17 protein-coding genes and 3 tRNA genes are annotated in these 22,013 nt (G+C 72.5%); 13 read left to right on the top strand and 7 right to left on the bottom strand.

Annotation, left to right across the window (positions count from 1 at the left end; genetic code table 11):
- Positions 1-298: 298 nt before the first annotated feature.
- The 3 genes from BS83_RS03750 to BS83_RS03740 all read right to left on the bottom strand — a co-directional run bounded on the left by BS83_RS03750 (position 299) and on the right by BS83_RS03740 (position 577).
- A tRNA-Phe gene (locus BS83_RS03750) sits at positions 299-372 on the bottom strand.
- 27 nt (positions 373-399) lie between these two features.
- Positions 400-473 (bottom strand) — tRNA-Asp (locus tag BS83_RS03745).
- A 31-nt stretch (positions 474-504) separates the two neighbouring features.
- Positions 505-577, bottom strand: a tRNA-Glu gene (locus BS83_RS03740).
- Between the two features lie 113 nt (positions 578-690).
- Between BS83_RS03740 and BS83_RS03735 the strand changes: the two genes are divergently transcribed.
- The gene (locus BS83_RS03735) at positions 691-1,041 is read left to right on the top strand and encodes a metallopeptidase family protein (protein ID WP_037600940.1); all 351 of its coding nucleotides are present in this window, start codon (positions 691-693) and stop codon (positions 1,039-1,041) included.
- Here the strand turns inward: BS83_RS03735 and BS83_RS45090 are convergent.
- Positions 1,032-1,526 (bottom strand): hypothetical protein, encoded by a 495-nt coding sequence (locus BS83_RS45090; RefSeq protein WP_157596884.1) that lies wholly within the window; start codon positions 1,524-1,526, stop codon positions 1,032-1,034. The genes BS83_RS03735 and BS83_RS45090 overlap by 10 nt on opposite strands.
- Before the next feature lie 309 nt (positions 1,527-1,835).
- Here BS83_RS45090 and BS83_RS03725 point away from each other — a divergent pair, with 309 nt between their 5' ends.
- From BS83_RS03725 to BS83_RS03690, 8 genes are all read left to right on the top strand, one after another.
- The gene (locus BS83_RS03725) at positions 1,836-4,046 is read left to right on the top strand and encodes a DEAD/DEAH box helicase (protein ID WP_037600937.1); all 2,211 of its coding nucleotides are present in this window, start codon (positions 1,836-1,838) and stop codon (positions 4,044-4,046) included.
- A gap of 243 nt (positions 4,047-4,289) precedes the next feature.
- The gene (locus BS83_RS03720; RefSeq protein WP_037600936.1) at positions 4,290-4,484 is read left to right on the top strand and encodes an aroma-sacti cluster domain-containing protein; all 195 of its coding nucleotides are present in this window, start codon (positions 4,290-4,292) and stop codon (positions 4,482-4,484) included.
- Positions 4,485-4,581: 97 nt separating this feature from the next.
- Positions 4,582-6,762: a B12-binding domain-containing radical SAM protein gene (locus BS83_RS03715; protein WP_037600933.1), complete on the top strand. Its 2,181-nt coding sequence runs from the start codon at positions 4,582-4,584 to the stop codon at positions 6,760-6,762.
- A complete protein-coding gene (locus BS83_RS03710) occupies positions 6,749-9,970 on the top strand; it encodes an adenylate/guanylate cyclase domain-containing protein (protein WP_037600932.1) in 3,222 nt (1,073 codons plus the stop codon). The genes BS83_RS03715 and BS83_RS03710 overlap by 14 nt, the downstream gene beginning before the upstream one ends.
- Positions 9,971-10,064: 94 nt before the next feature.
- Positions 10,065-10,985 (top strand): S8 family serine peptidase, encoded by a 921-nt coding sequence (locus BS83_RS03705; protein ID WP_232248038.1) that lies wholly within the window; start codon positions 10,065-10,067, stop codon positions 10,983-10,985.
- Positions 10,972-11,637 carry a GAF domain-containing protein gene (locus BS83_RS03700; protein ID WP_051942573.1) on the top strand — a complete coding sequence of 222 codons (666 nt, stop codon included), beginning with the start codon at positions 10,972-10,974 and terminating at the stop codon, positions 11,635-11,637. The genes BS83_RS03705 and BS83_RS03700 overlap by 14 nt, the downstream gene beginning before the upstream one ends.
- Positions 11,637-12,995, top strand: coding sequence for an MFS transporter (locus BS83_RS03695; protein ID WP_051942572.1), 1,359 nt, complete (start codon positions 11,637-11,639; stop codon positions 12,993-12,995). Before BS83_RS03700 ends, BS83_RS03695 begins: the two co-directional genes overlap by 1 nt.
- Positions 12,996-13,116: 121 nt before the next feature.
- Positions 13,117-14,109 (top strand): arginase family protein, encoded by a 993-nt coding sequence (locus tag BS83_RS03690; RefSeq protein WP_037600929.1) that lies wholly within the window; start codon positions 13,117-13,119, stop codon positions 14,107-14,109.
- Here the strand turns inward: BS83_RS03690 and BS83_RS45085 are convergent.
- Positions 13,991-15,121 carry a phospholipase D-like domain-containing protein gene (locus BS83_RS45085; protein WP_157596882.1) on the bottom strand — a complete coding sequence of 377 codons (1,131 nt, stop codon included), beginning with the start codon at positions 15,119-15,121 and terminating at the stop codon, positions 13,991-13,993. The two genes, BS83_RS03690 and BS83_RS45085, sit on opposite strands and share 119 nt — an antisense overlap.
- Positions 15,122-15,264: 143 nt before the next feature.
- Here BS83_RS45085 and BS83_RS03675 point away from each other — a divergent pair, with 143 nt between their 5' ends.
- Genes BS83_RS03675 through BS83_RS03665 form a run of 3 tightly spaced genes read left to right on the top strand, consistent with a single transcriptional unit; the run spans position 15,265 to position 18,858 of the window.
- On the top strand, positions 15,265-15,492 hold the full coding sequence (locus BS83_RS03675; RefSeq protein ID WP_037600922.1) for a hypothetical protein: 228 nt from the start codon (positions 15,265-15,267) through the stop codon (positions 15,490-15,492).
- The gene (locus tag BS83_RS03670) at positions 15,492-16,886 is read left to right on the top strand and encodes a helix-turn-helix domain-containing protein (RefSeq protein WP_051942571.1); all 1,395 of its coding nucleotides are present in this window, start codon (positions 15,492-15,494) and stop codon (positions 16,884-16,886) included. The genes BS83_RS03675 and BS83_RS03670 overlap by 1 nt, the downstream gene beginning before the upstream one ends.
- Positions 16,887-16,938: 52 nt before the next feature.
- Positions 16,939-18,858 (top strand): JmjC domain-containing protein, encoded by a 1,920-nt coding sequence (locus BS83_RS03665; protein WP_037600921.1) that lies wholly within the window; start codon positions 16,939-16,941, stop codon positions 18,856-18,858.
- Between the two features lie 311 nt (positions 18,859-19,169).
- Here BS83_RS03665 and BS83_RS03660 read toward each other — a convergent pair whose 3' ends face one another.
- The gene (locus tag BS83_RS03660; protein ID WP_157596880.1) at positions 19,170-19,994 is read right to left on the bottom strand and encodes a metallophosphoesterase family protein; all 825 of its coding nucleotides are present in this window, start codon (positions 19,992-19,994) and stop codon (positions 19,170-19,172) included.
- A 112-nt stretch (positions 19,995-20,106) separates the two neighbouring features.
- Between BS83_RS03660 and BS83_RS03655 the strand changes: the two genes are divergently transcribed.
- Positions 20,107-20,856: a nucleotidyltransferase domain-containing protein gene (locus tag BS83_RS03655; RefSeq protein ID WP_084713121.1), complete on the top strand. Its 750-nt coding sequence runs from the start codon at positions 20,107-20,109 to the stop codon at positions 20,854-20,856.
- Between the two features lie 189 nt (positions 20,857-21,045).
- On the opposite strand, the gene BS83_RS03650 is transcribed toward BS83_RS03655, so the two are convergent.
- Positions 21,046-22,008 carry an SPFH domain-containing protein gene (locus BS83_RS03650; protein WP_037600916.1) on the bottom strand — a complete coding sequence of 321 codons (963 nt, stop codon included), beginning with the start codon at positions 22,006-22,008 and terminating at the stop codon, positions 21,046-21,048.
- Between the last annotated feature and the right edge of the window lie 5 nt (positions 22,009-22,013).

Genomic DNA, 22,013 nt, shown 5'->3' with positions numbered 1-22,013 from the left:
TGCAGCCGTGACCCGTTTGCCCTGGTCGCAGGCGAGGAAGGCTGCTGCTCTTGCGCCCTGCCTGCTCCGTGAATGGCCGGACTCGGGCTGGAGGCGTGTGCCTCCGGGGATGTCGACGGCGGGCCCCGGCGGACCCCGAATGTGATGTACATCACTTGATGTCGATCATCGGATGCCCGAGGACGAGCGGCCCGGTGTGCCGCGATTCGGGGCCGTTGGCGTCAGTGCTGGCGTCAACCGGCACGCAAATGCCCTCGAAGCGACTTGCTTCGAGGGCATCGTGCCTGGTCAGGCTATGTGGCCAGGGCCGGGGTCGAACCGGCGACCTTCCGCTTTTCAGGCGGACGCTCGTACCAACTGAGCTACCTGGCCAGGCTCCCCCTTGCGGGGGATCCTGAGCGACTCCGACGGGACTTGAACCCGCGACCTCCACCTTGACAGGGTGGCGAGCTAACCAACTGCTCCACGGAGCCATGTGCACAACCTACATGCACGGTAATACCGTGCCCCCAACGGGATTCGAACCCGTGCTACCGCCTTGAAAGGGCGGCGTCCTGGGCCACTAGACGATGAGGGCGATTGGACCCTCCCGGCTACCTTGCGGCCGTCGGGGACGTTCAGAAGCATACGGGGTGCGAGCGGGATCGCCAAAATCGGTTTCGAGGTCGATTCGAGGTCAGGGGCGTCGGCGTGCTGGAGATGGGTCGCGAGCGGTTCGAGGAGTTGGTCGGGGAAGCCCTCGATCGGATCCCCGTCGAGCTCACCCGGTTGATGGACAACGTGGTGATCTTCGTCGAGGACGAGCCGCCCGCGGGCTCGCCGGAGCTGCTCGGGCTCTACGAGGGGACGCCGCTGACCGAGCGCGGCGAGTGGTACGCCGGGGTGCTGCCGGACCGGATCACGATCTACCGGAATCCCGCGCTGCGGATGTGCCGGAGCGAGGACGAGGTGGTGCGGGAGGTGGGCGTCACCGTCGTGCACGAGATCGGGCACCACTTCGGGATCGAGGAGGAGCGGCTGCACGAGCTGGGCTACGGGTGAACAGGGAAGGGGCGCGTCGCGAAGAGGTGCCGTGTCCTTTGGGGTGCCGCCGCCGTTGAGCAGGGGGAGAAGGCGGGGGCCAGGACGTGGGCGAAGGAAGCGGGGCCGGACGCATTGGGCAAGGTCGGAGCGGGGGTGCGTCGGGCCGCGGCGTGGGCGGTCGTGGCCGGGGCGGCGGTCGGAGCGGTCGGGACGCTGGCCGGGTGCATGGAGGTGGGCCCGGCTGTCGCTCCGACCGGGGCGGGGGTGCCGACGGCGGGCGTGGCCGAGGACGGCGGGTCGCAGGACGGGGTGCGCACCCGGCGTGAGGGCAGGCACCACCCCAGCGGCGCGCCCGGCGCGGACGCCGGAGTGAGCGCCTCGGCGAGCCCGGACGGCGGTCGCCCCAGCGCGGGCTCCTCCGCGGGCGCGGTCGTCGGCGGCGGAGTCGGCCTGCCGGTCGCGGTCACGCCCGGGCCGAGCGCGACGGGTCCCGTCGTGCCCACGACCCCGCCCGTTCAGCCCAGCGCCAGCCCGACGGATCACCCGAGTCCCACCACTCCTCCGCCGACGCCCACGCCACCCCCGCCGACCCCCACACCCACCCCTTCGACCAGCGCTTCTGCGGGGTGAAGTGGGGCGGTTTGCCGCTTCCGCCCCCGCTGCGCTATCTTGGTAGATCGTTGTGCTCAATTTGCCCGGCGCCGTGTAAGTAACAGGCGCCCTTGGCGCGTACCGGTACTCCGTGGCTCACCGCATTGAGGCGGTTTGGAATCCTGCGGATTTGGCGCGTGCCGATATCCGGAAGGTTTTTCATGTCCCTCGTTGACGACGCCCGCTTCGCCATGCCCGAAAACGACCAGGCCGACCACGTCGACCAGGCCGTCGTCGAGGCTGCCGAGGTCCTGGCGGACGCCGCCGCTGCCGGCACCGACACCGCCGACGACACCCCCGAGACCCCCTCGATCACCTTCGGCGACCTCGGTCTGCCGGCCGAGGTGGTCCGCACCCTCGCCAAGCGCGGCGTGACCACGCCGTTCCCGATCCAGGCCGCCACCATCCCGGACGCGCTGGCCGGCAAGGACGTCCTCGGCCGCGGCCGCACCGGCTCCGGCAAGACGCTGAGCTTCGGCCTGCCGCTGCTGGCCCGCCTGGAGCAGGGCCGCACCCGCGCCAAGCGCCCCCGCGGTCTGATCCTGGTCCCGACTCGCGAGCTGGCCATGCAGGTCTCCGACGCCCTGGAGCCCTACGGCTCGGTGCTCGGCCTGAACCTCAAGGTCGTCTGCGGCGGTACCTCCATGCCGAAGCAGATCTGGGCCCTGGAGCGCGGCGTCGACATCCTCGTCGCCACCCCCGGGCGTCTGCGCGACCTGCTCGACCGTGGCGCCTGCACCCTGGACGAGACCGAGATCGTCGTCCTGGACGAGGCCGACCAGATGGCCGACATGGGCTTCCTGCCCGAGGTCACCGAGATCCTCGACAAGGTCCCGGCCGGCGGTCAGCGCATGCTGTTCTCCGCCACGCTGGAGAACGAGATCGACTCGCTGGTGAAGCGCTACCTGGTGAACCCGGTCACCCACGAGGTCGACCCGTCCGCCGGCGCCGTCACCACCATGACCCACCACGTCCTGGTCGTGAAGCCCAAGGACAAGGCCCCGGTCACCAACGCGATCGCCGCCCGCAAGGGCCGCACCATCATCTTCGTCCGCACCCAGATGGGCGCGGACCGCGTCGCCGAGCAGCTGCGCGACGCGGGCGTCAAGTCCGACGCCCTGCACGGCGGCATGACCCAGGGCGCGCGCACCCGCACCCTGGCCGACTTCAAGGACGGTTACGTCAACGTCCTGGTCGCCACCGACGTCGCCGCCCGAGGCATCCACGTCGACGGCATCGACCTGGTCCTGAACGTGGACCCGGCCGGTGACCACAAGGACTACCTGCACCGCTCCGGCCGCACCGCGCGCGCCGGCCGCTCCGGCACGGTCGTCACGCTGATCCTGCCGCACCAGCGCCGCAGCACCTTCCGCCTGCTGGAGGACGCCGGGGTCGAGGCCACCCGCCACATCGTCGGCGGCTCCTTCGACGCGGACCTGATCCGCATCACCGGCGCCCGCTCGCTGACCCACGTCCAGGCGGAGTCGGCGGCCACGCAGGCCAAGCAGGCCGAGCGTGACGTCGCCGCGCTGACCAAGGAGCTGGAGCGGGCCACCCGCCACGCCGCGAACCTCCGCGACGAGGCGGACCGCCTGGCGGCCCGCGTCGCCGCCGAGCGCGCCGAGCTGGGTCTGGACGACGAGGACGCCGAGGAGACCACCGCGGTCACCGCCGAGTCCGAGGCCGTCGTCGCGACCGAGTCGGCGGACGACGCCGCCCCGGTCGGGGTCGAGGCCCGCGCGCCGCGCACCGAGCGCAGCTACTCGGTCCGCGACGAGCGCAGCCGCGATGACCGCGGTGGCTTCCAGCGTCGCGATGACCGTGGTGGTTTCCAGCGTCGGGACGACCGTGACGGTGGCTTCCGCCGTGACGACCGTGGTGACCGTCGTGATGACCGCGGTGGTTTCCAGCGTCGGGACGACCGTGGTGGTTTCCAGCGTCGGGACGACCGTGACGGTGGCTTCCGCCGTGACGACCGTGGTGACCGTCGTGATGACCGCGGTGGTTTCCAGCGTCGGGACGACCGTGGTGGTTTCCAGCGTCGGGACGACCGTGACGGTGGCTTCCGCCGTGACGACCGTGGTGACCGTCGTGACGACCGCGGTGGTTTCCAGCGCCGCGACGACCGTCCGTCCTTCGGTGGCGGCCGCCCGTCCTTCGGCGACCGTGACCGTGACCGCAGCAGCCGCCCGTCCTTCGGCGCCGGCCGCCGCGACGACCACCGTCCCGCCTCGGGCAACTTCCGCCGTGACGACCGCCGTGACGACCGTGGCGGCTTCCAGCGCCGTGACGACCGCGGCCCGGCCGGCTACGGCCGCCCCTCCGCCGGCGGCGCCGGCTCCGCGGACCGCAAGCCGCGCTGGAAGAACTGACGCGTAGCCCCACCGGGGCTCAGAGCAGAAGCGGACTGGCCGCCACCCCTCCGGGTGGCGGCCAGTCCGCTTTTCCGTGTGCCCACACCGGCTCTGCCGCCGCTCTGCCGCTGCCGCCGCGGCTGCCGCTCCGGGGCTGAAGCTGCCGCCGAACGCTGCCGCTTCTGCCGGTCGCCCGGCCATAACTTTCTTCTCGAAGCGCTTCGGTCCGAACACAGCGAAACACCAACTGAGGAGAAGCTCATGGCTTTTGACGCTCTTTCCAAGCTCGCCTCCGCCGGCAACGCCGTGGACCTGCTCACCGTCGAGCAGCAGGCCGTCGTGGCCCAGCTGTCCGAGGAGGAGGTCGCCGTCCTGACCTCGGTCCAGGCTCGCCTGAACGCCGTGGGCGGCGGCGAGGTCGAGGGCCAGGACGTCGTGATCTTCCGCATCGGCTGATCACTCCCCTCGACACCCGCAAGGGGTGGCGGCGCGATTCCGCAGCCGTCACCCCTGCAGGTGGCAGACCCAGGATCGATGGTTTCGGAGGCACAGGATGGCACCCCCGCTCCAGCTGTCCGTCGGACGGGAGAAGTCCCGACCGGAGAACGCTGAAGTCCCCTATCTGCTGATCAACCCGCCCCTGACCGATCCCACCTATCCGTACCACTCCATCTCCTATCTCGTGGCCTCCTGCGAGGAGTTCGGCTTCACCGGACACCGCTGCCTGGACGCGAACGTGGAGGCCCTGAACCACCTCGCCCGCCCGGAGTACGTCGAGGGCCTGCTGGAGCAGGCCGCCGGATTCCGCGAGTGGGCCGGCGAGCAGCCGCAGTTGAGCCGGGGGGAGGAGATCGCCTACCAGGCCGCTCTCTCCGGCGTCGGGTTGGAGCCCGACTTCATGCGGCGCGCCATCGACGTGTTCCAGGACGGCCGGGACTTCTACCACTACCCGACCTACCACCAGGCCACGATGGCGGTGCACCGCTGGCTGAACCTGCTGTCGCTGCGCTCGGTGCCCGGCGTCTACAACGGGTTCACCCTGCGCACCGGCGGAGCGGTCAACTACCTGAGCCACCGCGACCTCGCCGACCAGGAGCTGCTGGACGAGATCGTCGGCCCGTTCCTCGACTACGTGACCGGCCCGTTCCGTGAAGTGCTCGCCGAACGGCCCTGGCGGATGGTCGGCCTATCGGTCAACTACGCCTCGCAACTGCCCTTCGCGCTCAGGATGGCGCGCGAGATCCGCGAGCTGCTCCCTGACGCGGTGATCGTCTTCGGCGGCACGGAGGTCTGCGACGACGTCAAGTACGCGCGGGCGGACGCGGACATCTGGCGGATGTTCCCCCACGCCGATCTCATCGTGCCGGGCGAGGGCGAGTCGCCCCTCGTCGACATCCTCTGCGCCGTGCGCGACGGCGCCTCCGCCCAGCGGCCCGAGGGCTTCATCGGCCTGGGCGGCGTGCTGCACCGCGGCGCGGACCGCCGCGGTATGCGGCTCAACTACGAGCATGTCGGCCGGCTGCCCGGCCCCAAGTACGACGTGTGGGACTGGCCCGTCTACTGGTCGCCCGAGCCGGTCGTGCTCTACAGCCCGACCCGCGGCTGCTACTGGAACAAGTGCACCTTCTGCGACTACGGGCTCAACACCGACCGGCCGACCTCGCCCTCCAGGGAACGGCCCGTCGAGCTCGTGATGGAGGACCTGCGGCAGATATCGGGCTTCGCCCGGACCCTCTACTTCTCGGTCGACGCGATGTCGCCGCGCTACCTGCGCACGCTCTCCGAGCAGCTCGCGGAGGAGCAGCTCGGGCTCCGGTGGAGCGCCGAGCTCAGGTTGGAGCGGACGTTCCCCAAGCGCGGCACCGCGCAGCTGCTGCGGTCCGCCGGATGCGTGTCGATCGCCTTCGGCTACGAGTCCGGCAGCCAGCGGATCCTCGATCTGATCGACAAGGGCGTGCGGATCGACCAGGTCCCGCTGATCCTGGAACAGCTGGCGGAGGCCGGCATCGGCGCGCAGATGATGGGATTCACCGGCTTCCCCACCGAGACGCAGGAGGAGGCCGAGGAGACCTACCACTTCCTGGCCCGCCACAAGCAGTGGTGGTCGCTCGCGGGAGTCGGCGGATTCTCACTGACCCCCGGCTCGATCATCGCCAAGCAGCCGCAGCGGTTCGGGGTGGAGGTGCTGGAACTGCCGCGCTCCCACGACATCGCCCGCGCTGTCGGCTGGCGGGACCTGACGACCGGCGTGGAGACCAGGGGTGAGGCGGAGACGCCGATCCCGGCCGCGCTCAAGGCACAGATCCGCCGCGGACTGGGCGGAAGGCCCTTCGTGGGCGGCATCGACAGCAGCCATTCGCTGCTCTACTTCAGCGAGCACGGACGCGGCCTGCTGCCGACCGGTGACCAGGGCGAGGCCAGGGTCGCCCTGGTGCGTCAGCACCTGCTCGACGTGCCCTTCACCGATCTCGACGGCTTCACGACCGCCGCCGACCTGGAGGGCGAGCACTCCCGCCTGGCCGCAGGGCCCGACGGTGTGGACTACCCGCGCATGGCCGCCTGGCTGGGCGGGGACGGCTCCTCGCGCCGTGGCTCCAGCGTGGCCGTCGTGCTGCCGGGAGGCGGCTCCGCCACGCTGGCCTCGGGGAACGACTCGGTCGACTACGCCAAGGTGCTGCGCAGCCTCGGGATCGTGCTGAGCCCCGGACAGGCGGTCGTCCGTGTTCGAGCCTGACGGAGCCGCCGCCGAGCGGCGCTGCGGCACCTGCGGGACGGTGCCGGACGCGACCAGTCGCTTCTGCGCGATGTGCGGCGCCTCGCTCTCCGCCGGCGGTCAGGTCGCGGAGCTGCGACGTCACGTCGTGGTGCTCTTCGCCGATCTGGAGGGCTTCACCGCGATCAGCGAGGGACTCGATCCCGAGGTGCTCCGCGCGGTGATGGACCGCTACTTCCGGCTGTGCTCGCAGGTGATCTGGAACCACGGCGGGACCACGGAGAAGTTCATCGGCGACGCGGTGATGGCCGTCTTCGGCATTCCCGTGGCCAGGGAGGACGACGCGCTGCGGGCCGCCCGCGCCGGTCTGGAGATCATCACCGAACTCGGCGCGCTCAACGCCGAACTCGGTCGCGACTACGGGATCGGCCTGAAGATCAGGATCGGCGTGCACGCCGGTCCGGTCTCCGCCTCCTACGACACCTTCGGCGACTTCAGGATCGTCGGCGACACCGTCAACACCGCCAGCAGGCTCCAGTCCGCCGCCCAGGCGGGGGAGTTGTTGCTCGGCGAGTCGACGGCCCAGGTGGTGCGGCCGCACATGGCGCTGGAGGAGGTGCCGCCGCTGCGGGTCAAGGGTAAGGAGGCTCCCCTGCGCGCCTGGCGGGTGCTCTCCGCGAGCCCGGACGCGGCCGCGGTCGGCCGCACCGTCAGACTCATCGGCCGGGACTTCGAGCTGACGCAGCTGGAGCACACCTACCGGCGCACGATCCTGCGGGAACGGGGGTGCCTGGTGACGCTGCTGGGCCCGCCCGGCATCGGCAAGAGCAGACTGGCCACGGAGTTCGAGGGGACGATCGGCGGTGCGGCGCCCACGGTGCTGCGCGGCCACGCGCGTTCCTACGGGAAGGGCGTCACCTACCGGCCGGTGGCCGAGATGCTGGAGTCCGCGGCCGCGGGCTGGGCCGCGTTCCAGCTCAGGGGCGAGACGGATCCGGAGATCCGGCGTGCGGTCGGCTACCTGTCCACGGTGCTGCGGACTCCGGCCCGCGGCGCGGCCGACGAGGGCGCGCACGGCGCCGAGGTGCGGGACATCGCCTGGGCGCTCCGCGTCTTCTTCGGGTCGCTGGCCGAGCGCGGCCCGTTGCTGCTGGTCTGGGAGGACCTGCACTGGGCCGAGCCCACCCTGCTCGACGTGGTCGAGTACCTGTGCGACGAGCTGTCGGACTTCCCGGTCATGCACCTGTGCGTGGCCCGCCCCGAGCTGTTGGAGAGCAGGACCTCGTGGTCGGGTGGCCAGGCCGGCACGATGGTCCTCGAGCTGCTGCCGCTCACCGAGCAGGAGACCGCCGAACTGGTCCTCGAACTGGCCGCGGACGGCGAGGTGGCCGCGCAGGACCTGGACGACGTCTGCCGTCGTGTGGCCGAGTCCTGCGAGGGCAATCCGCTCTTCGCCGAGCTGATGCTGGACGTCGTCGGCGAGGCCCCCGACAACCCCACCCCCGCGACGATCCAGGCGATGCTCGCAGCCCGCCTCGACCGGCTGCCCACGGACGAGCGGCTGGTCCTGGAGATGGCTGCGGTGGCCGGCCGGGAGTTCACGGCGGGGGCGGCCAGGTCGCTGCTCGACGCGGACGAGAGGTCCGACACCGACCTCGGCGCGGTCCTGGACCGGTTGCGCCGCGGGCGCCTGGTCATCGGGCGCGGCGCGAGCGAGCCCTACCGCTTCGCGCAGGCCCTGGTCAGGGACACGGCCTACGAACTCACGGCCAAACGCCACCGGCTGCGCTGGCACCTGGTGCTGGCCGCTGGCATCGAGCGCCGCCGCCTTCCGGAGCACGACGGGCACCTGGCGGAGCCGGCCGACCTCGACGACCTCGGTTACCACCTGGAGGCGGCCTGGGGGCTGGCCCGTGAGCTGCACCCCAACGGCGCGGCGACCAGGGACGTGGCCGACCGGGCCGCGGCGGTGCTGACGGCGCAGGCCGCGGTGGCCATGGACCGCAAGGATCTGCCCGCCGCCGTGAGCCTGCTCGAACGAGCCCACGAGATCCTGCCGAGCGATGCTCCCGGCCATCTGGAGCTGGTACTGCGGCTGTCCGACGGCCGGCTCGCGCTGCAGGACCGCGAGGGCGCCCTCGGAGCCGTGGCGGCGGACCCCGGCGGGGCCGACGACGTGCGCCAGCGTCGGCTCGGCCTGGAGATCCAGCGGCACCTGCTGGAGCTCGGCTTCGGCGCGCGGACCCCCGCGGAGATCCTGGCGGCCGAGGCCGAACTGGAGCGGGATCTCCTCGCCCTGGGTGCCGGCGACCTCCTCTGGTGCCGCTTCCACCAGCTGCGGGCGAACCGGCACCTGATGCAGGAACGGATCGGCGCGGCCGAGGAGAGCCTGCGGTGCGCCGAGCGGGCGGCGGCCGGGCTGCCGGACGACTACGAGCTGGACCGGGTCCGCCGCACCGTCGGCGAGCTGGCCCTGTGGGGCCCGACGCCGGTGTCCGAGGGCCTGGAGCGCTGCCGTCAGCTGGCGGACGCGGTCGGCGACAGCCGGGTGTCGCTGGTGCCGATCCTGGCCGCGACCGCCGGGCTGCTCGGCCTGGCCGGGCGCCAGGACGAGGCGTGGCAGGCGTGGGGCAGGGCCAACGAGTACGCCCAGGACCTGCGGCTGCGCAGCGCGGACATCGGCCTGGCCCATGTCGCCGGGGTCATCGCCTCCATGGGGGGCGACCACCGGACCGCGTTCGACCACTTCGACCGGGTGCGCGGCGTGCTGGAGGCAGCCGGACAGGCCGAGGGCGCGCTGCTGCTGGAGGCCTACGCGGCCTGCGCGTCGGTGGCGTTGGGGGAGCCGGTGCCACGGCGCTTCGCCGACATGTCCGAGGCGGAGGTCGAGGCGGTCGGTGACCCCAGGACCGGTCCGCTCGCGGCGGTCCTCCGTGCCCGCGCGGAACTCACCGGCGTCGGAGCCGGTGCCGGGACCCCGGACCTCGACCTGGCCCGGTCCCTGTGCGAGCGCGCGCGGAGCCTGCTGCTGACACGGATGGAGGACCCGTACTTCCAGGGCACCGTCCTGGAGGACGTCGCCGAACTGCTCGACGCGGTCGGCGCGCGGCAGCCCGCCCTGGAGGCGGCCGCCGAGGCGCTGGACCGACACCGGTCCAAGGGCGCGGTCACCGGCGTCGAACGGGCGGAGCGACTGCTCGTCAGGCTCGGCGCGGAGACGGCGTCGTGAGCCGGGTAGGGACCGGGCCGGCACCGCGTGGGCCGGTGGCCGTCGGGGTGGCCGGCAGAGACAGGAGTGAAGCCGGAGTGAAGGGAGTGGACGAGTGACAACGGATGCGCCACCGTGGCAGCGTCCCCAGCAGAAGAAGTTCCCCGGCATCCCCGCCTGGGGAATGCCCACGTCCAGCACTCCGCTGGAGGACTTCGACATCAGCCTGATGCAGGATGTCACCCCTGAGTGGGCCTGGGGCGGTTCGGACGGCAGTGGGGTTCGGGTCTGCGTCGTGGACACCGGCGTCGACGCCGACCATCCCAGGGTCGGCGGCCTGGAGCGCTCGGCCTCCGTCGTCGCCGACGAGAACGACGAGGTCCACGTGGAGGAGGGGGACTTCGGCGATCTGGCCGGTCATGGCACGGCCTGCGCCGGGGTCATCCGCTCGATCGCACCCGGGGCCTCGCTCTCCTCGGTGCGGGTGCTGACCCGCGGCAAGTACGGGAGCGGGAAGGCCCTGATGGCCGGGCTCGAATGGGCCATCGACCAGGGGTTCGAGGTGATCAACCTCAGTCTGGCCACGACGTCCCCCGCGCTCGAACCGCAGCTGCGCGAACTGGCCGACCGGGCCTACTTCAAGCGCAGCGCGCTGGTGGTCTCCGCGCACAACATGCCGGTGCACAGCTTCCCGTGGACCTTCTCCTCGGTGATCTCGGTCGCCAGCCACAACGAGCCCGACTCGTCGCTCTACTACTACAACGCCGCCCCGCCGGTGGACTTCTACGCCCGCGGGGTCAAGGTCAGCGTCCCCTGGGTGGGCGGGACCGAGAAGATCAGCACGGGCAACAGCTTCGCCGCGCCCCACCTGGCCGGAGTCTGCGCGCGCGTGCTGGGCAAGCATCCGTGGCTGACCCCGTTCCAGCTGAAGACAGTGCTGTACCTGGCGGCGAAGAACGTGGCGGGGATGTCCGAGAGCAAGCGTGCCGATCAAGAGCGTAGGGAGGAGCCTCATGTCGTCCATGTGGGACAGTGAGTGTGAGATCACCGGTCGTCAGCTCCTGCAGTGCGTGGTCGAGGTGGCGCAGGCCGCCTTCCACGCGCAGGCGGCCTCGGTGTTCCTGATCGACGAGGACAGCGGCGACCTGGTCTTCGAGGCCGTCTCCGGCCAGGGCGAGGAGCACCTGGTCGGGACCCGCTTCCCGGCGGGCACCGGCATCGCCGGCTGGGTCGTCTCCTGCGGTCAGGCCCTCATCACCGACGACCTCGACACCTCCGCGCAGTTCTCCAAGCCGGCCGCCGAGGCCACCGGCTACGTGCCGAAGACCCTCGCCGCCGCGCCGCTCTTCCGTGCCGGGGAGTGCATCGGCGTGCTGGAGGTGCTCGACCGCGGCGACCAGCACGACGAGCTGGGCACCCTCGACCTGCTGGGCCTGCTGGCCAGCCAGGCCGCGCTCGGCCTGGAACTGCTGCAGCGGGTGCGGCGGCAGAGCGCGCTCCGCTCGGCGGCACGCGATGAGGGCCACACCGTCGGCGTCGGCGCGGGCGCGGACGAGCCGGCCGCGGTGCTGGACCGGATCACGGCCGGGATGCCCCACCTCAGCGAGCGTGAGACCTGGCTGGTGGGCCAGATGCTGCAGTTGGCCGGCGGGCTCAGCGAGGCGGCGACCCGCTCGCGGGGGATCTGATGGCGGGCCTGTCCGCCCTGCGCGGCGGGATCGAACGGCAGCTGATCAACCGGGACTACGCCAGGCTCTGGTACGGCCAGGCGGTCTCCACGCTCGGGGACTTCGTCTTCGACACCACGCTCGTCCTCTGGGTGGCGACGGACCTGGCCCGTGGACGCTCGTGGGCTCCGGCCGCGGTCAGCGGCGTGATGCTCGCGGTCGGCACCGCGGTGCTCGTCGTCGGCCCGTTGGCCGGGGTCTTCGTGGACCGCTGGGACCGGAAACGGGTGCTGCTGCGCACCGAGGTGGTGCGGGCGCTCCTGACCGGGTCGCTGGCGGCGGTGTCGTTCCTGCCCGCCTCCGCGCTGCCGACCGGGGTCTGGCTGGCGCTGATCTACGCGGTGGTCTTCGGGGTCAACGCGGCGGGGCAGTTCTTCTCGCCGGCCCGGTTCGCGGTGCTGGGCCAGGTCGTCTCCGGGGACGCGGACCGCACCCGTGCGGCCGGCATCGGTCAGGCGACCACCGCGAGTGCCTCGATCATCGGACCGCCGCTCGCCGCGCCGCTGCTGTTCGCGGCCGGGCTGCAGTGGGCCCTGGTGCTCAACGCGCTGTCGTACGTGTTCTCCTGGTGGGCGATCCGCTCGGTGCGTGTCGCGGAGCAGCAGCACGACGGGCAGTCCGCCGCGGGCGCAGGCCGCCTCCGTCAGGAGTTCGTCGCCGGGCTGCGGTTCTTCGTCGGCAACCGTTTCCTGGTGGCGCTGCTCGGCATCGCGGTGATCGCCCAGTGCGGCACCGGGGCGATCAACTCGCTGAACATCTTCTTCGTCACCGGCAACCTGCACACCGACTCCCGGCTCTACGGTTTCGTGTCCACGGCCTTCGGCGTCGGGGCGATCGCCGGATCGCTGCTCGCGGGGCGGGTCGTGCGACGGCTCGGCGCGCGGACCACGACGTGGGCGGCGCTGCTGCTCACCGGTGCGCTGGTGCTCGCCTACGCGCGGCAGACCGGTTTCGTCGGCGGCGTGGTGCTGCTGACGGCCTTCTCCCTGCCCGTGGCGATGCTCAACACGGCGATGACGCCGCTGCTGCTGGACGCCACGCCGACGGAGTACCTGGGCCGGATGATGGCCGTGTTCAACCCGGTGAACCAACTCGCCTCGATGCTCTCGGTCGTGGTCGCCGGCTGGCTCGCGAGCTCCGCGCTGCGCGACTTCCACGGCCACCTGGCCGGGGTCGGCATCGGTCCGATCGACACGGTGTTCTCCGCCGCCGGACTCTGCATCGTCATGGCCGGGCTGTACGCGGCGATCTCGCTGCCCCGCAAGCGGGAACCCGAGCCGGCCGCGGCCCCCGCACCCCAGCCCGCCGCCGCGCACTGACCGCGGCTCAACGACCGCCGCGCACCGACCCCGGCGGGCCGGCCGCGACGGCGGGCACGCCGCCCGCGCAGGACCCGGACCAGAGCCCGAACCAGGACCCGAATCACGACCAGGAGAGATCATGTCGGCCACGGAGACGTACGAGGCGGCGACCGGCCCGTCGGGGGCTTCCTCGTCCGCGGCGCGGGGGCCCGGCCCCGGTCTGTTCGGCAGCGCCCGGCGTGAGGTCGTGGACGCCCTCGGCGACCCGGGGACGCGGGTCGTGGTGCTGGGGGTGCCCTACGACGTCGGGTCCACCGGACGGCCGGGCTCCCGGTTCGGGCCGCACTACCTGCGCACCGCCAGCCAGGGCCTGTTCCGGGCCGCGGGACTGCCCGGGGCGCCCGGCATGTACGACCCGGTGCGGGACCGTCAGGTCCTGGCCGGGGTCGGGATCGCGGACCTCGGCGACCTCTCGGCGGACGTGCACACGCGCAACGGCGACACGCTGACCGCGCTGGAACAGCTCACCGCCGCCGCCACCCGGACGGGCAAGGTGCCGGTGGTCCTGGGCGGGGACCACTCGGTCACGCTGCCGGCCGTGCGCGGGGTCATGGCGGGCGGCGAGCGGGTCGGCATCATCCACTTCGACGCCCACCTGGACTACGGCCGCCCACGACGGGACGACTGGCGCGGCGAGTGCCACCACGGCAACTTCATGGACTGGCTGGTAGGCGACGACCGGGTGGAGCGGGTCGTGCAGATCGGGGTCCGTCAGCTGATCGCGAAGGCTCCGAGCCCCTCGGAGAAGATCACGCGCTGGCCGGGCACCACGGCGGCCGGGGCGCTCGCGGAGGTCCTGGCCGGCCTGCCCGAGGACCTCGCGTACTACGTCACGATCGACGTGGACTTCCTCGACCCGAAGGACATGCCGAGCACCGGCACGCCGCTCCCCGGGGGACTGACCCTGGCTCAGTCGGTGCCGCTGCTGGAGGGGCTCTGCTCGCAGCGCCGCATCATCGGCATGGACATGGTGGAGTTCCTGCCCGACAAGGACCCGTTCTCCGCTGCCGTGGCCGCGGAGCTGCTGCTGCGTGCCCTCGACGCCTCGGTAACTCCCCTTCCGCAGGGCTGAGCCGGCCGCCGGCCTCCCGGGCGGGCGCCGTGCGCGCCTGCTCGGCGCGCTGGCGTTCCATGGCGATGCCGTAGCCCAGCTGCACCAGCGTCGAGGCGTTGTAGCTGTGCTTCAGCGCGGTGACGTGGTCCTGGTAGGCGCGCGGCCGCAGGCCGACGCGTCGTGCGATCGTCTCTCCGGTGTGTCCGGCCAGGAGCAGGTCCTTGATCTGTTCGCGGACCCTCGGGACCACTTCCGCCGCGGTGAGCCGCGGATTGCCGGCGACGAAATCGACGGCGAGGTCCCATCGGTAGTCGAACGACTCCATGAGATAGCGGCATATTTCCGGCCTCCGGATAACCAGGGCCGAAGAGCGCCGCTTGTCCGCCGGGATCAGCGCGATCTCCTGGTCGAAGACCAGCAGCCTTTCGAATGAGTCGTCGGAAGTCCGCACCTGGGCCCCGGCTTCGGTGACCACGCCGACATATCGTCGTGTGGTCTCGCTGAACCGCGCGGTGCTCTGGTAGAGCGTCCGCATGGCGACTCCCCTGGCCAGCGACGCGAGCGCGGCCTGGAGCGCCGCGTCGAGGCCCACTTCGCCGCGTCCGCCGCCCGGCTGCGCGGTGATCAGCTCCCGCTTGGCGCCGGCGGCCGTGGCGCGGATGAACCCGTTGATCGCCTCGTGCCCCTCCAGCAGTTCCAACTCCCCCTGGGCGGAGGGTTGTCGGGCCAGGGCCTGGTACTGCGCGGCCAGCGGGGCGAACTGCTCCTCCAGTGCGCTCGCCTGCCATTCCAGGGTCGCCGCCTGGGCCCGCCACCGGGTGGTGCGCCGGCGTGCGGCCGCGGCCGGATCGGCCGCGCGAAGCGCACCCTCTTCGGGTCCGCGGGTCACCAGGCCCAAGGAGAGGAGTTGCTCCAGTACATCCGGAGGAACTGAGTCCGAATTACCCGTCCCCATGGCGATCCGCCGATAGGCGTCCCTGAGTTCGGGGTCGAGGGCGAAAGGAACCGGAAAGTCTGGCTGTTCGGACATCTGTTCACCTGCGGGAAATGGCGCGCCGAAATATGCAGCCCGGTAACTGTACCCACTGGAGGTGGAGACACAGGAGGGTTAGTTCCATCACAACCGGGTCGCGTCCCATCAGCGCGGCCTGGCCACTGACCTGGGGAGTCACCATGATTCGCACGATCACCGTCCGCCGCCGTCCCGTCAGAGTCGCGGTGCTGACCGCACTGCTCCTCGCGCTCCCCCTGATCTGCGCGGCCGGCCAGGGCGGCGCACCGGCCACCCACCGGGCGGCCGTCGGGGCCGTCGCCGGGACCGTCGCCGTGCCGGGCGTGACCGTCACCCTCGACGGCGACCTCAACTGGGACGGGGCCGGCCCGATCGCTCACCTCGTCTGATGCAGCTCACCGAGCCGGGGCCGTTCCTCGGCGAGCTGATCCGGACCCATCGCCGACGCCGTGGCGTGACCCAGCGGCAGCTGGCCGACCTGTCCACCGTCAGCATCCGGACCATCCGCGAACTCGAGCGGGGCCGGGCGCACCGGCCCCGCTCCGAGACCCTTCGGTTGATCAGCGACGCACTGCGGTTGTCCGGCCGGGAGCGTGTCGCGTTGGCGGAGGGGGCGGTGGAGCCCGGCGTCCACGCCGCGGCCCTCCCGCCGGGTCGGCCGCCGTACGACGAAGGCCCGGCCCTTGCCGGTTCGCCCGGTGCGGCGGTTGTGACCGGAGCCGCGCCGGGCCCGGTGGATCTGCAGGTCGGGCGCGGCGCCGAGACCGACCTGCTGGTGGAGTTGCTGCGCGACGGCGCGGACCGGCTGGCCGTGATCACCGGGGTTCCCGGGGTCGGCAAGACCCGGCTGGCACTGGAGGTGGCGGCCCGCCTGCACCGGGAGGAGGGGTTCGCGGTCTCCTGGCTCTCGCACGCGGATCGCGACGCGCGCGAGCGGATCCGCAGTGGCGACCTGGGGCCCGACCTCTTCGGCCGGAGCCAGGCGTCCGCGGACGCCCCCCGGCTGGTGGTGCTGGACGCCATGGACGCCACCGGGACCCAGGTCCCGGGGCACGGTGGCGCCCTGGCCGGGAGCGGGCCGCTCGGCACCGTGGCGCCGGACGAGCGGGCTCAGGACGTGCGGGAGCTGCTGACCCGGCATCGGTCCGCACGGGTGCTCTGCACCGCGCGGACCGGGTTCGCCCCGGCCGGTGCCCGCCGCCTGCCCTTGTGGCCGCTCGCCGTGCCGGGCGCCGCCCACGAGTCCGGTCCGGTCGAATCGCTCGCGCGGGTGCCCGCCGTCCACTTCCTCACCCGCCACATCCGGGAACTCCGGCCTGACTTCCGCCTGGACGCGGACAACGCCCGCGTCGTCGCCGAACTGTGCCGCGCGCTGGACGGGATCCCGGCGGCCCTGGCGGAGGCGTCGGCGCTCTTCCTGTTCTTCGAACCGGAGGAGATGTCCGCCCAACTGCGCACCACCTGCCGCGCGCTGGCGGGCGAACGGCTGACGGACCTGGACCACTACCTCGCCGAACAGCAGCGCGGACTGACGGCCGAGGAGAGCGGGCTGCTGACCCTGCTGACCGAGCGCGAGTGGGCCTGGACGGTGCGGGAGGCCGCCGAGCTCGCCGGCCTGACCCTGCCCGCGTCCTCGGCGCTGGTCCAGAAGCTGCTGCTCAAGGGCCTGGTGCGGCCGGCCGAGGCGGGCGCGCGGACGACCTTCCTTGCCCTGCGCATGCTGGAGGGTCCCGTGGCGCTCGCCGCGACCGATCGCGGCCCCCTGCACAGCGGTGTGGCCTGAGCCCGACCACGGCCGCCCCCTTCACCCCTTCACCATCAGGAGAGAGCCCGTCATGGAAGCGTGGGGCCTGCCCGACACCTTCATCGAGGACCACTGGCGCCGCGCGCCGCTCCATCTCCCGGGGGCCGCACGCCGGTTCCTGCCCGATCCGCCGTCGCGGCAGTCGATCTTCGATGCCATCGGATCCGGCGCCGACCACCAGACCGACGGCTCCACCGTGTGGTTCCTGGAGGGACTGACCGACGGCTTCCCCGGCTTCCCCGAGCTGGTCGGCGCGGCGCGCCGCCACTTCGAGTGGCACGACGTCTGGTGCGACGTCTTCGCCACCCGGGGACCGTCGACCATCGGCAGCCACTACGACGGCAGCGACAACTTCACCATCCAGCTCACCGGCAACAAGCAGTGGTTCCTGAGCCCGCCGACGCCCGACCGGATCCACCCGGACGACAGGCGACGGCGCCTGCTCGGGGAGCCCGCGCTCGGTCGTGCGACGGTCTCGAGCACCGAGGTGCAGATGTTCGAGGTCAAGGCCGGCGACGTGCTGTACATCCCGAGCACCTGGGTGCACTGGGGCTTCTCCGACGGCGACAGCACCAGCGTCAGCCTGGTGGTCAACGTCGCGTCCGCCCTCCACGCGCTCGAGGAGGTGCTCATGGACGGACTCCGACACGAGGAGCGCTGGTGGCGACCGCTTCCGGTCGGGCCCGGCAGCACTGCCGTGCGCAACCGGCTGCTCGAGCGGCTCGCCACCGAGGACCTGCCGACCCCGCTCCGGGATCCGGTCCGTGCCCGAATCGTCGAGCGCGAAGGCAGCCGGGTCGTGGCCAAGCCCCGAGCGCGGGCCGCGGCCGGCCCGACCGCAGGTCCGGCACCCGACACCGCCACCGACGCCACTCCCGCACTGCCGGAACCTCCACCGGGCGGCGCCGACCTGCCGGCCTTCGCGATCCGGGCCCGGCGTGAGCGCAACCTCCACGCGCTGCGCGCGCGGTGCGCGGAGCGCGCGACCCGGACGACGGACAGCGACGCCCTGCGCGTCTACGGCGTCGTCGCGGACGTGCTGTCCTCCCCCTCGGCGTCGACGCTGGAACTGCTCGCACCGCTGCTGGGGGACCCGGAGCTGTGCTCCTGGCTGGCCGTCGCCGAACGCGAACTGCCCGTGGCCTTCCCGCGCCAGGAGGACCCGCTCGGCCACTTCCTGGGAGCCCTGGTGCTGCCGGAGCTCGTCGCCCTCAGGGACCGGTCGGATCCCCTGGTGGTGCGGGTGCCGCTGGACGAGGACGGGGGTCTCGAACTGCGTCGGCTGGGTCTGCGCCTCGCCGGGGACTTCGGTGCGGCAGGCCGGGTGAGCCTCGGTCTCTGGGACGGCGTCCCGTGCGCCTTCCTGCCCGGCGGCCCGCGCGTCCTGGAGCCTGGCCACGGCACGGCCTCCGGCGGCCTCTCGGTCACCCGGCTGCCCTGGGCGGGTGAGCGCGAGGGGCGTCGGGCGGTGGTCACCACCGCCGTGTCCGACTGGCTCCGGAGGGATCCGGAGGCCGACCCGCGCGCCCTCGGGGCTGCGGTCCCCGCCGCGGAGCTGCCGGCGCGCCTCGAGCGGCTCGCTTCGGCCTGGGCCGCACTGGACCCGGTGGACGACGCCTTCCTGAGCTGGATCCTGCTGCGGGAGGGGGTCCCCACCTCGGCCTGCGGCGGGACGACCCGGCTGGTCGTGGCAGGCGACGAGGACCCGATCCGGCTCACGGCCGCGCTACGCGCGGCGCGGGCCAGGCAGGAGATCGAGACCCTGCTGCGGCTGCAGCCGGTCTTCGCGCCGGATCAGCTCTCGGTGCCGGAACGCAGGGCAGCCAGGGCCGCCCTGGTCGAGGCCCGTCTGGGCACGGCCGACGCCGTCCTCGATCCCGGCGTCCGCACCGGGCTCACCGCCTGGGGCCGCCTGATCGCGGACTGGGTGACGGCCTCGGCGGCGGTCTGAGAACAGCAGACGGCCCGCAGGCTGACTCCTCGCCTCTCCCACCGGGAGGAACGAGGCACCGGAGGACGATCCGGTGAGCCTGCGGGCCGGGTGACTGCTATGGATTGCGCTCGCGCGCACGGTGTTGCTACCCGCGGCACCAGCCGCCACGGGCGAGGGCAGCGCTAGCGCGCAGCCACCTCACGCGTCCTGGGAGTACTCAACTCAGGATCACCTCCTTTCAGTGTGGACCCACAGTAAGCAGGTCGATCCACGGCTTGCAATGCCTTTATTCCGCGGGGCGATCGGGCCGCGGGGAGCGCGGGAGCGCCTCAGTCGGCGAAGACGCGGGACTCGGCGTCCGTGATGATCTCTTCGGGGCTCGGCGGTCGGAGCAGCAGCTCCGCGATGCGGTCGGCGGCCGGGTCGCCGGTGGCGCGGGTGCGGGCCAGAGCGGCGGAGACGTCGTAACGGGTGGACCGGAGGGAAACGTCCGGACCGAGCAGCGCCCAGTACGCCGTTCCCGGCATCCCGCGGTGGAAGGGCAGGCCGACGCTGCCGGGATTCACGCTGCGCAGGCCCGCCACGGCCCGGTCGAACTGCAGGTGCGTGTGCCCGGTCACGATCGTCCGCGCGCCCGCAGGTGCCGACGCGGCGAGGGCGGCGAAGCGGTCGGCCGGGGTGGCCGGGGTGACCAACTCGTTGTCGCTGCGCGGCGAACCGTGGCAGAACAGGACCGGTCCCAGGGTCTCGATCTCCACCAGCAGGCTGAACGGCAGCCCGGCGACGAACCGCGTCGCGGCGGCGGAATGCCGCGCCGGGATCCAGCGCTCACGCGGGCTGCCCGGCTCGCGGACGCCCGCGGCGATCTCGGCGGCGAAACGGTCCCCGTTGCCGCGTACCGCGAGGGCGCGGTCGCCCAGCGCGGCGATCAGCGCGTGCGTGCGCTCCGGCTCCGGGCCCCAGGTGATGTCGCCGCAGAAGACGAGGAGGTCGGCCGCGCGGACGTCCGGCTCGGCGAGCACGGACTCCAGGGCGGTGACATTGGCATGGACGTCGGACAGCACGGCGACCCTGGCCACCGGGCCGTGGCGTCTGGGCGGTCCCTCCCACGCCGCAGGGCCGTGTCGGACGGGTGCGCCAGGTGTGTCGTCCATCTCGTCCTCCCTCGTCAACCAGACGATGGTGCCCGGGAGATGACGGTCGTAGCCGGGTTCCTGCCGACTATTTCGATGGCCGCGGAGGCGCCGCCCCGTGCAGACTCCGCCCATGGATGACAACGCCGCCGACCGCCCGGACCTGGCAGACCTGCCGCTCCGCGGGTCCCGTCAGCCCCGAAGCGTGTCCGGCGTGCTGCTGAGCGGCATCGTCGGCTCGACCGCGTACGGCCTGGCGCACGCCGGGTCGGACATCGACCGGCTGGGCGTCTACGCCGTGCCGACGGAGGAGCTGTTCGGCCTGCACCGACCCACCGAGTCGCGGGTGACCTCCGCGCCGGACAGCACGTTGCACGAGGCCGCGAAGTGGTGTCGGCTCGCGCTGGGCAGCAATCCGACCGCGTCCGAGCTGGTCTGGCTTCCGGAGGACTGCTACGAGGTGCGCACCGGGCTCGGCGAGGAGCTGATCGCGATACGCCGCTCCTTCCACGCGGCCAAGCCGGTGCGGAACGCCTACCTCGGCTATGCCACGCAGCAGTTCCGCAAGCTCGTCGCCAGGGACGGCCGCGGCGACGCGCCGCCGGCCCGGCAGGCCAAGCACGCCCGCCACCTGGTGCGGCTGCTGGAGCAGGGCGTCCACCTGCACCGCACCGGCGAGCTGCGGGTGCGGTGCGCCGACCCGGACCGGCTGCGCGCCGAGGGCGAGCGGCTGGCCGCGCAGCCGACGGCGGCGGAGGAGCGGCTTCGCTGGGCGGAGGAGGCGTTCTCCGCGCGCGGCGCCCTGCCGGACGCCCCGGACGAGCGTCCGGCGGAGGCCTGGCTGCGCCGCGTCCGCCGAGCCGGCCTGGCGGCGGCAGCCTAGGGCCGGCCTGGGGGGAGGATCCCCCGGGCTCGCGGCGCCCCGGCACCGCCCGGCTGCCGCGTCGCCGAATCGCCCGGGCACCGCCCGTGCCGGGCCGATTCCGCGCCGTGCGGCCGACCGCGCCGGACACCACGGGCCGGTCCGTCAGGCCCGCAGTGGCGCGCCGCGGCCTCCGCTACGTCGTCGCCGTCACTTCGTGACCGCGAAGCCCGAGCCGGGGGCGAAGGTGGTGACCGTCGGCGGGATGGCCTTCATCTCGTCGATGGTCGCGCAGGCGGGGCAGGCGGCGTAGCCCTGCTGGCGGATCAGGTTGGCCTGGGCCTCGGCCTTCGCCTGGGCGACCTTCGCCTGGGCCTCCGAGACGGCGGCGAAGGCCGCCTGCGCCTGGTCGACGGCGGACTGCACGTTGTCCGGCAGGGTCACCCGCACCAGGTTGAAGCGCAGATCGACCAGGAACTTGTCGCCCAGCGTGCTCTGCAGGTCCTGGGCGAGCGAGGTGTTGATGGCGTTCTGCACGGCGGCGATGTTGGAGTTGTTGTTCGTCCCGGTGCCGCCGGTCGACGCGGGTGAGGACCCGCCGTTCTGCACCAGCGCGCAGGACGAGACCAGTTCGGCGCAGCGGAAGTTGCCGATCTGCTCGCGCAGGTCGTTGTCGATCACCGGCCGGATGATCTGGTCCAGGAAGGCGGACCAGCCCGCGTCCCCGTCGTACGCGTGATACGCGTTGCCGTTCGCAGCGGTGAAGGTCCGGGTGCCGAACTTGGTGTCGAAGTCGCGCAGGGTCTTGTCGTCCGTGTTGAGGGAGAAGTAGAGAGTCCCCTCGATGCCCATGTTGACGCCGTCGGCGGAGGGCGTGTGCACCACGTCGACGCCGGGGCGGTCACCGCCCTTCGGGTCGGCGGTGATGGTGTAGAACCGCTGCTGCGAGGGGTACTTGTGGCTCTCCGAGTACCACCCGATCCAGGTCAGCCCGGACGCGGGCTGGATCACCTGTCGAATGTTCCTGTCGTCGAACGGCCCCCCGTTGCGCACGACGGCGACCTGCCCGCCGTCGGTACGGTCGAAGGCGTCGGAGAACGACAGCCCCACGTTGAGCAGGATGATCCCGCCGATTGCCGCGGCCACCCCGTAGACGACGCGCTTGCGCCTCATGTCCC

The organism is Streptacidiphilus rugosus AM-16 (assembly GCF_000744655.1).
Taxonomy (GTDB): domain Bacteria; phylum Actinomycetota; class Actinomycetes; order Streptomycetales; family Streptomycetaceae; genus Streptacidiphilus; species Streptacidiphilus rugosus.
The sequence above is the reverse complement of the archived record's forward strand: the minus strand, read 5'-3'. Positions and strand labels throughout refer to the sequence as shown.

What these genes read in the sequence shown, in the direction of transcription:
- BS83_RS03725 (WP_037600937.1), top strand. Translation starts at nt 1,836, where the DNA reads ATGTCCCTCGTTGACGACGCCCGCTTCGCCATGCCCGAAAACGACCAG.
- BS83_RS03720 (WP_037600936.1), top strand. Translation starts at nt 4,290, where the DNA reads ATGGCTTTTGACGCTCTTTCCAAGCTCGCCTCCGCCGGCAACGCCGTG.
- BS83_RS03715 (WP_037600933.1), top strand. Translation starts at nt 4,582, where the DNA reads ATGGCACCCCCGCTCCAGCTGTCCGTCGGACGGGAGAAGTCCCGACCG.
- BS83_RS03700 (WP_051942573.1), top strand. Translation starts at nt 10,972, where the DNA reads ATGTGGGACAGTGAGTGTGAGATCACCGGTCGTCAGCTCCTGCAGTGC.
- BS83_RS03695 (WP_051942572.1), top strand. Translation starts at nt 11,637, where the DNA reads ATGGCGGGCCTGTCCGCCCTGCGCGGCGGGATCGAACGGCAGCTGATC.
- BS83_RS03690 (WP_037600929.1), top strand. Translation starts at nt 13,117, where the DNA reads ATGTCGGCCACGGAGACGTACGAGGCGGCGACCGGCCCGTCGGGGGCT.
- BS83_RS45085 (WP_157596882.1), bottom strand. Translation starts at nt 15,121, where the DNA reads ATGTCCGAACAGCCAGACTTTCCGGTTCCTTTCGCCCTCGACCCCGAA.
- BS83_RS03675 (WP_037600922.1), top strand. Translation starts at nt 15,265, where the DNA reads ATGATTCGCACGATCACCGTCCGCCGCCGTCCCGTCAGAGTCGCGGTG.
- BS83_RS03670 (WP_051942571.1), top strand. Translation starts at nt 15,492, where the DNA reads ATGCAGCTCACCGAGCCGGGGCCGTTCCTCGGCGAGCTGATCCGGACC.
- BS83_RS03665 (WP_037600921.1), top strand. Translation starts at nt 16,939, where the DNA reads ATGGAAGCGTGGGGCCTGCCCGACACCTTCATCGAGGACCACTGGCGC.
- BS83_RS03660 (WP_157596880.1), bottom strand. Translation starts at nt 19,994, where the DNA reads ATGGACGACACACCTGGCGCACCCGTCCGACACGGCCCTGCGGCGTGG.
- BS83_RS03655 (WP_084713121.1), top strand. Translation starts at nt 20,107, where the DNA reads ATGGATGACAACGCCGCCGACCGCCCGGACCTGGCAGACCTGCCGCTC.
- BS83_RS03650 (WP_037600916.1), bottom strand. Translation starts at nt 22,008, where the DNA reads ATGAGGCGCAAGCGCGTCGTCTACGGGGTGGCCGCGGCAATCGGCGGG.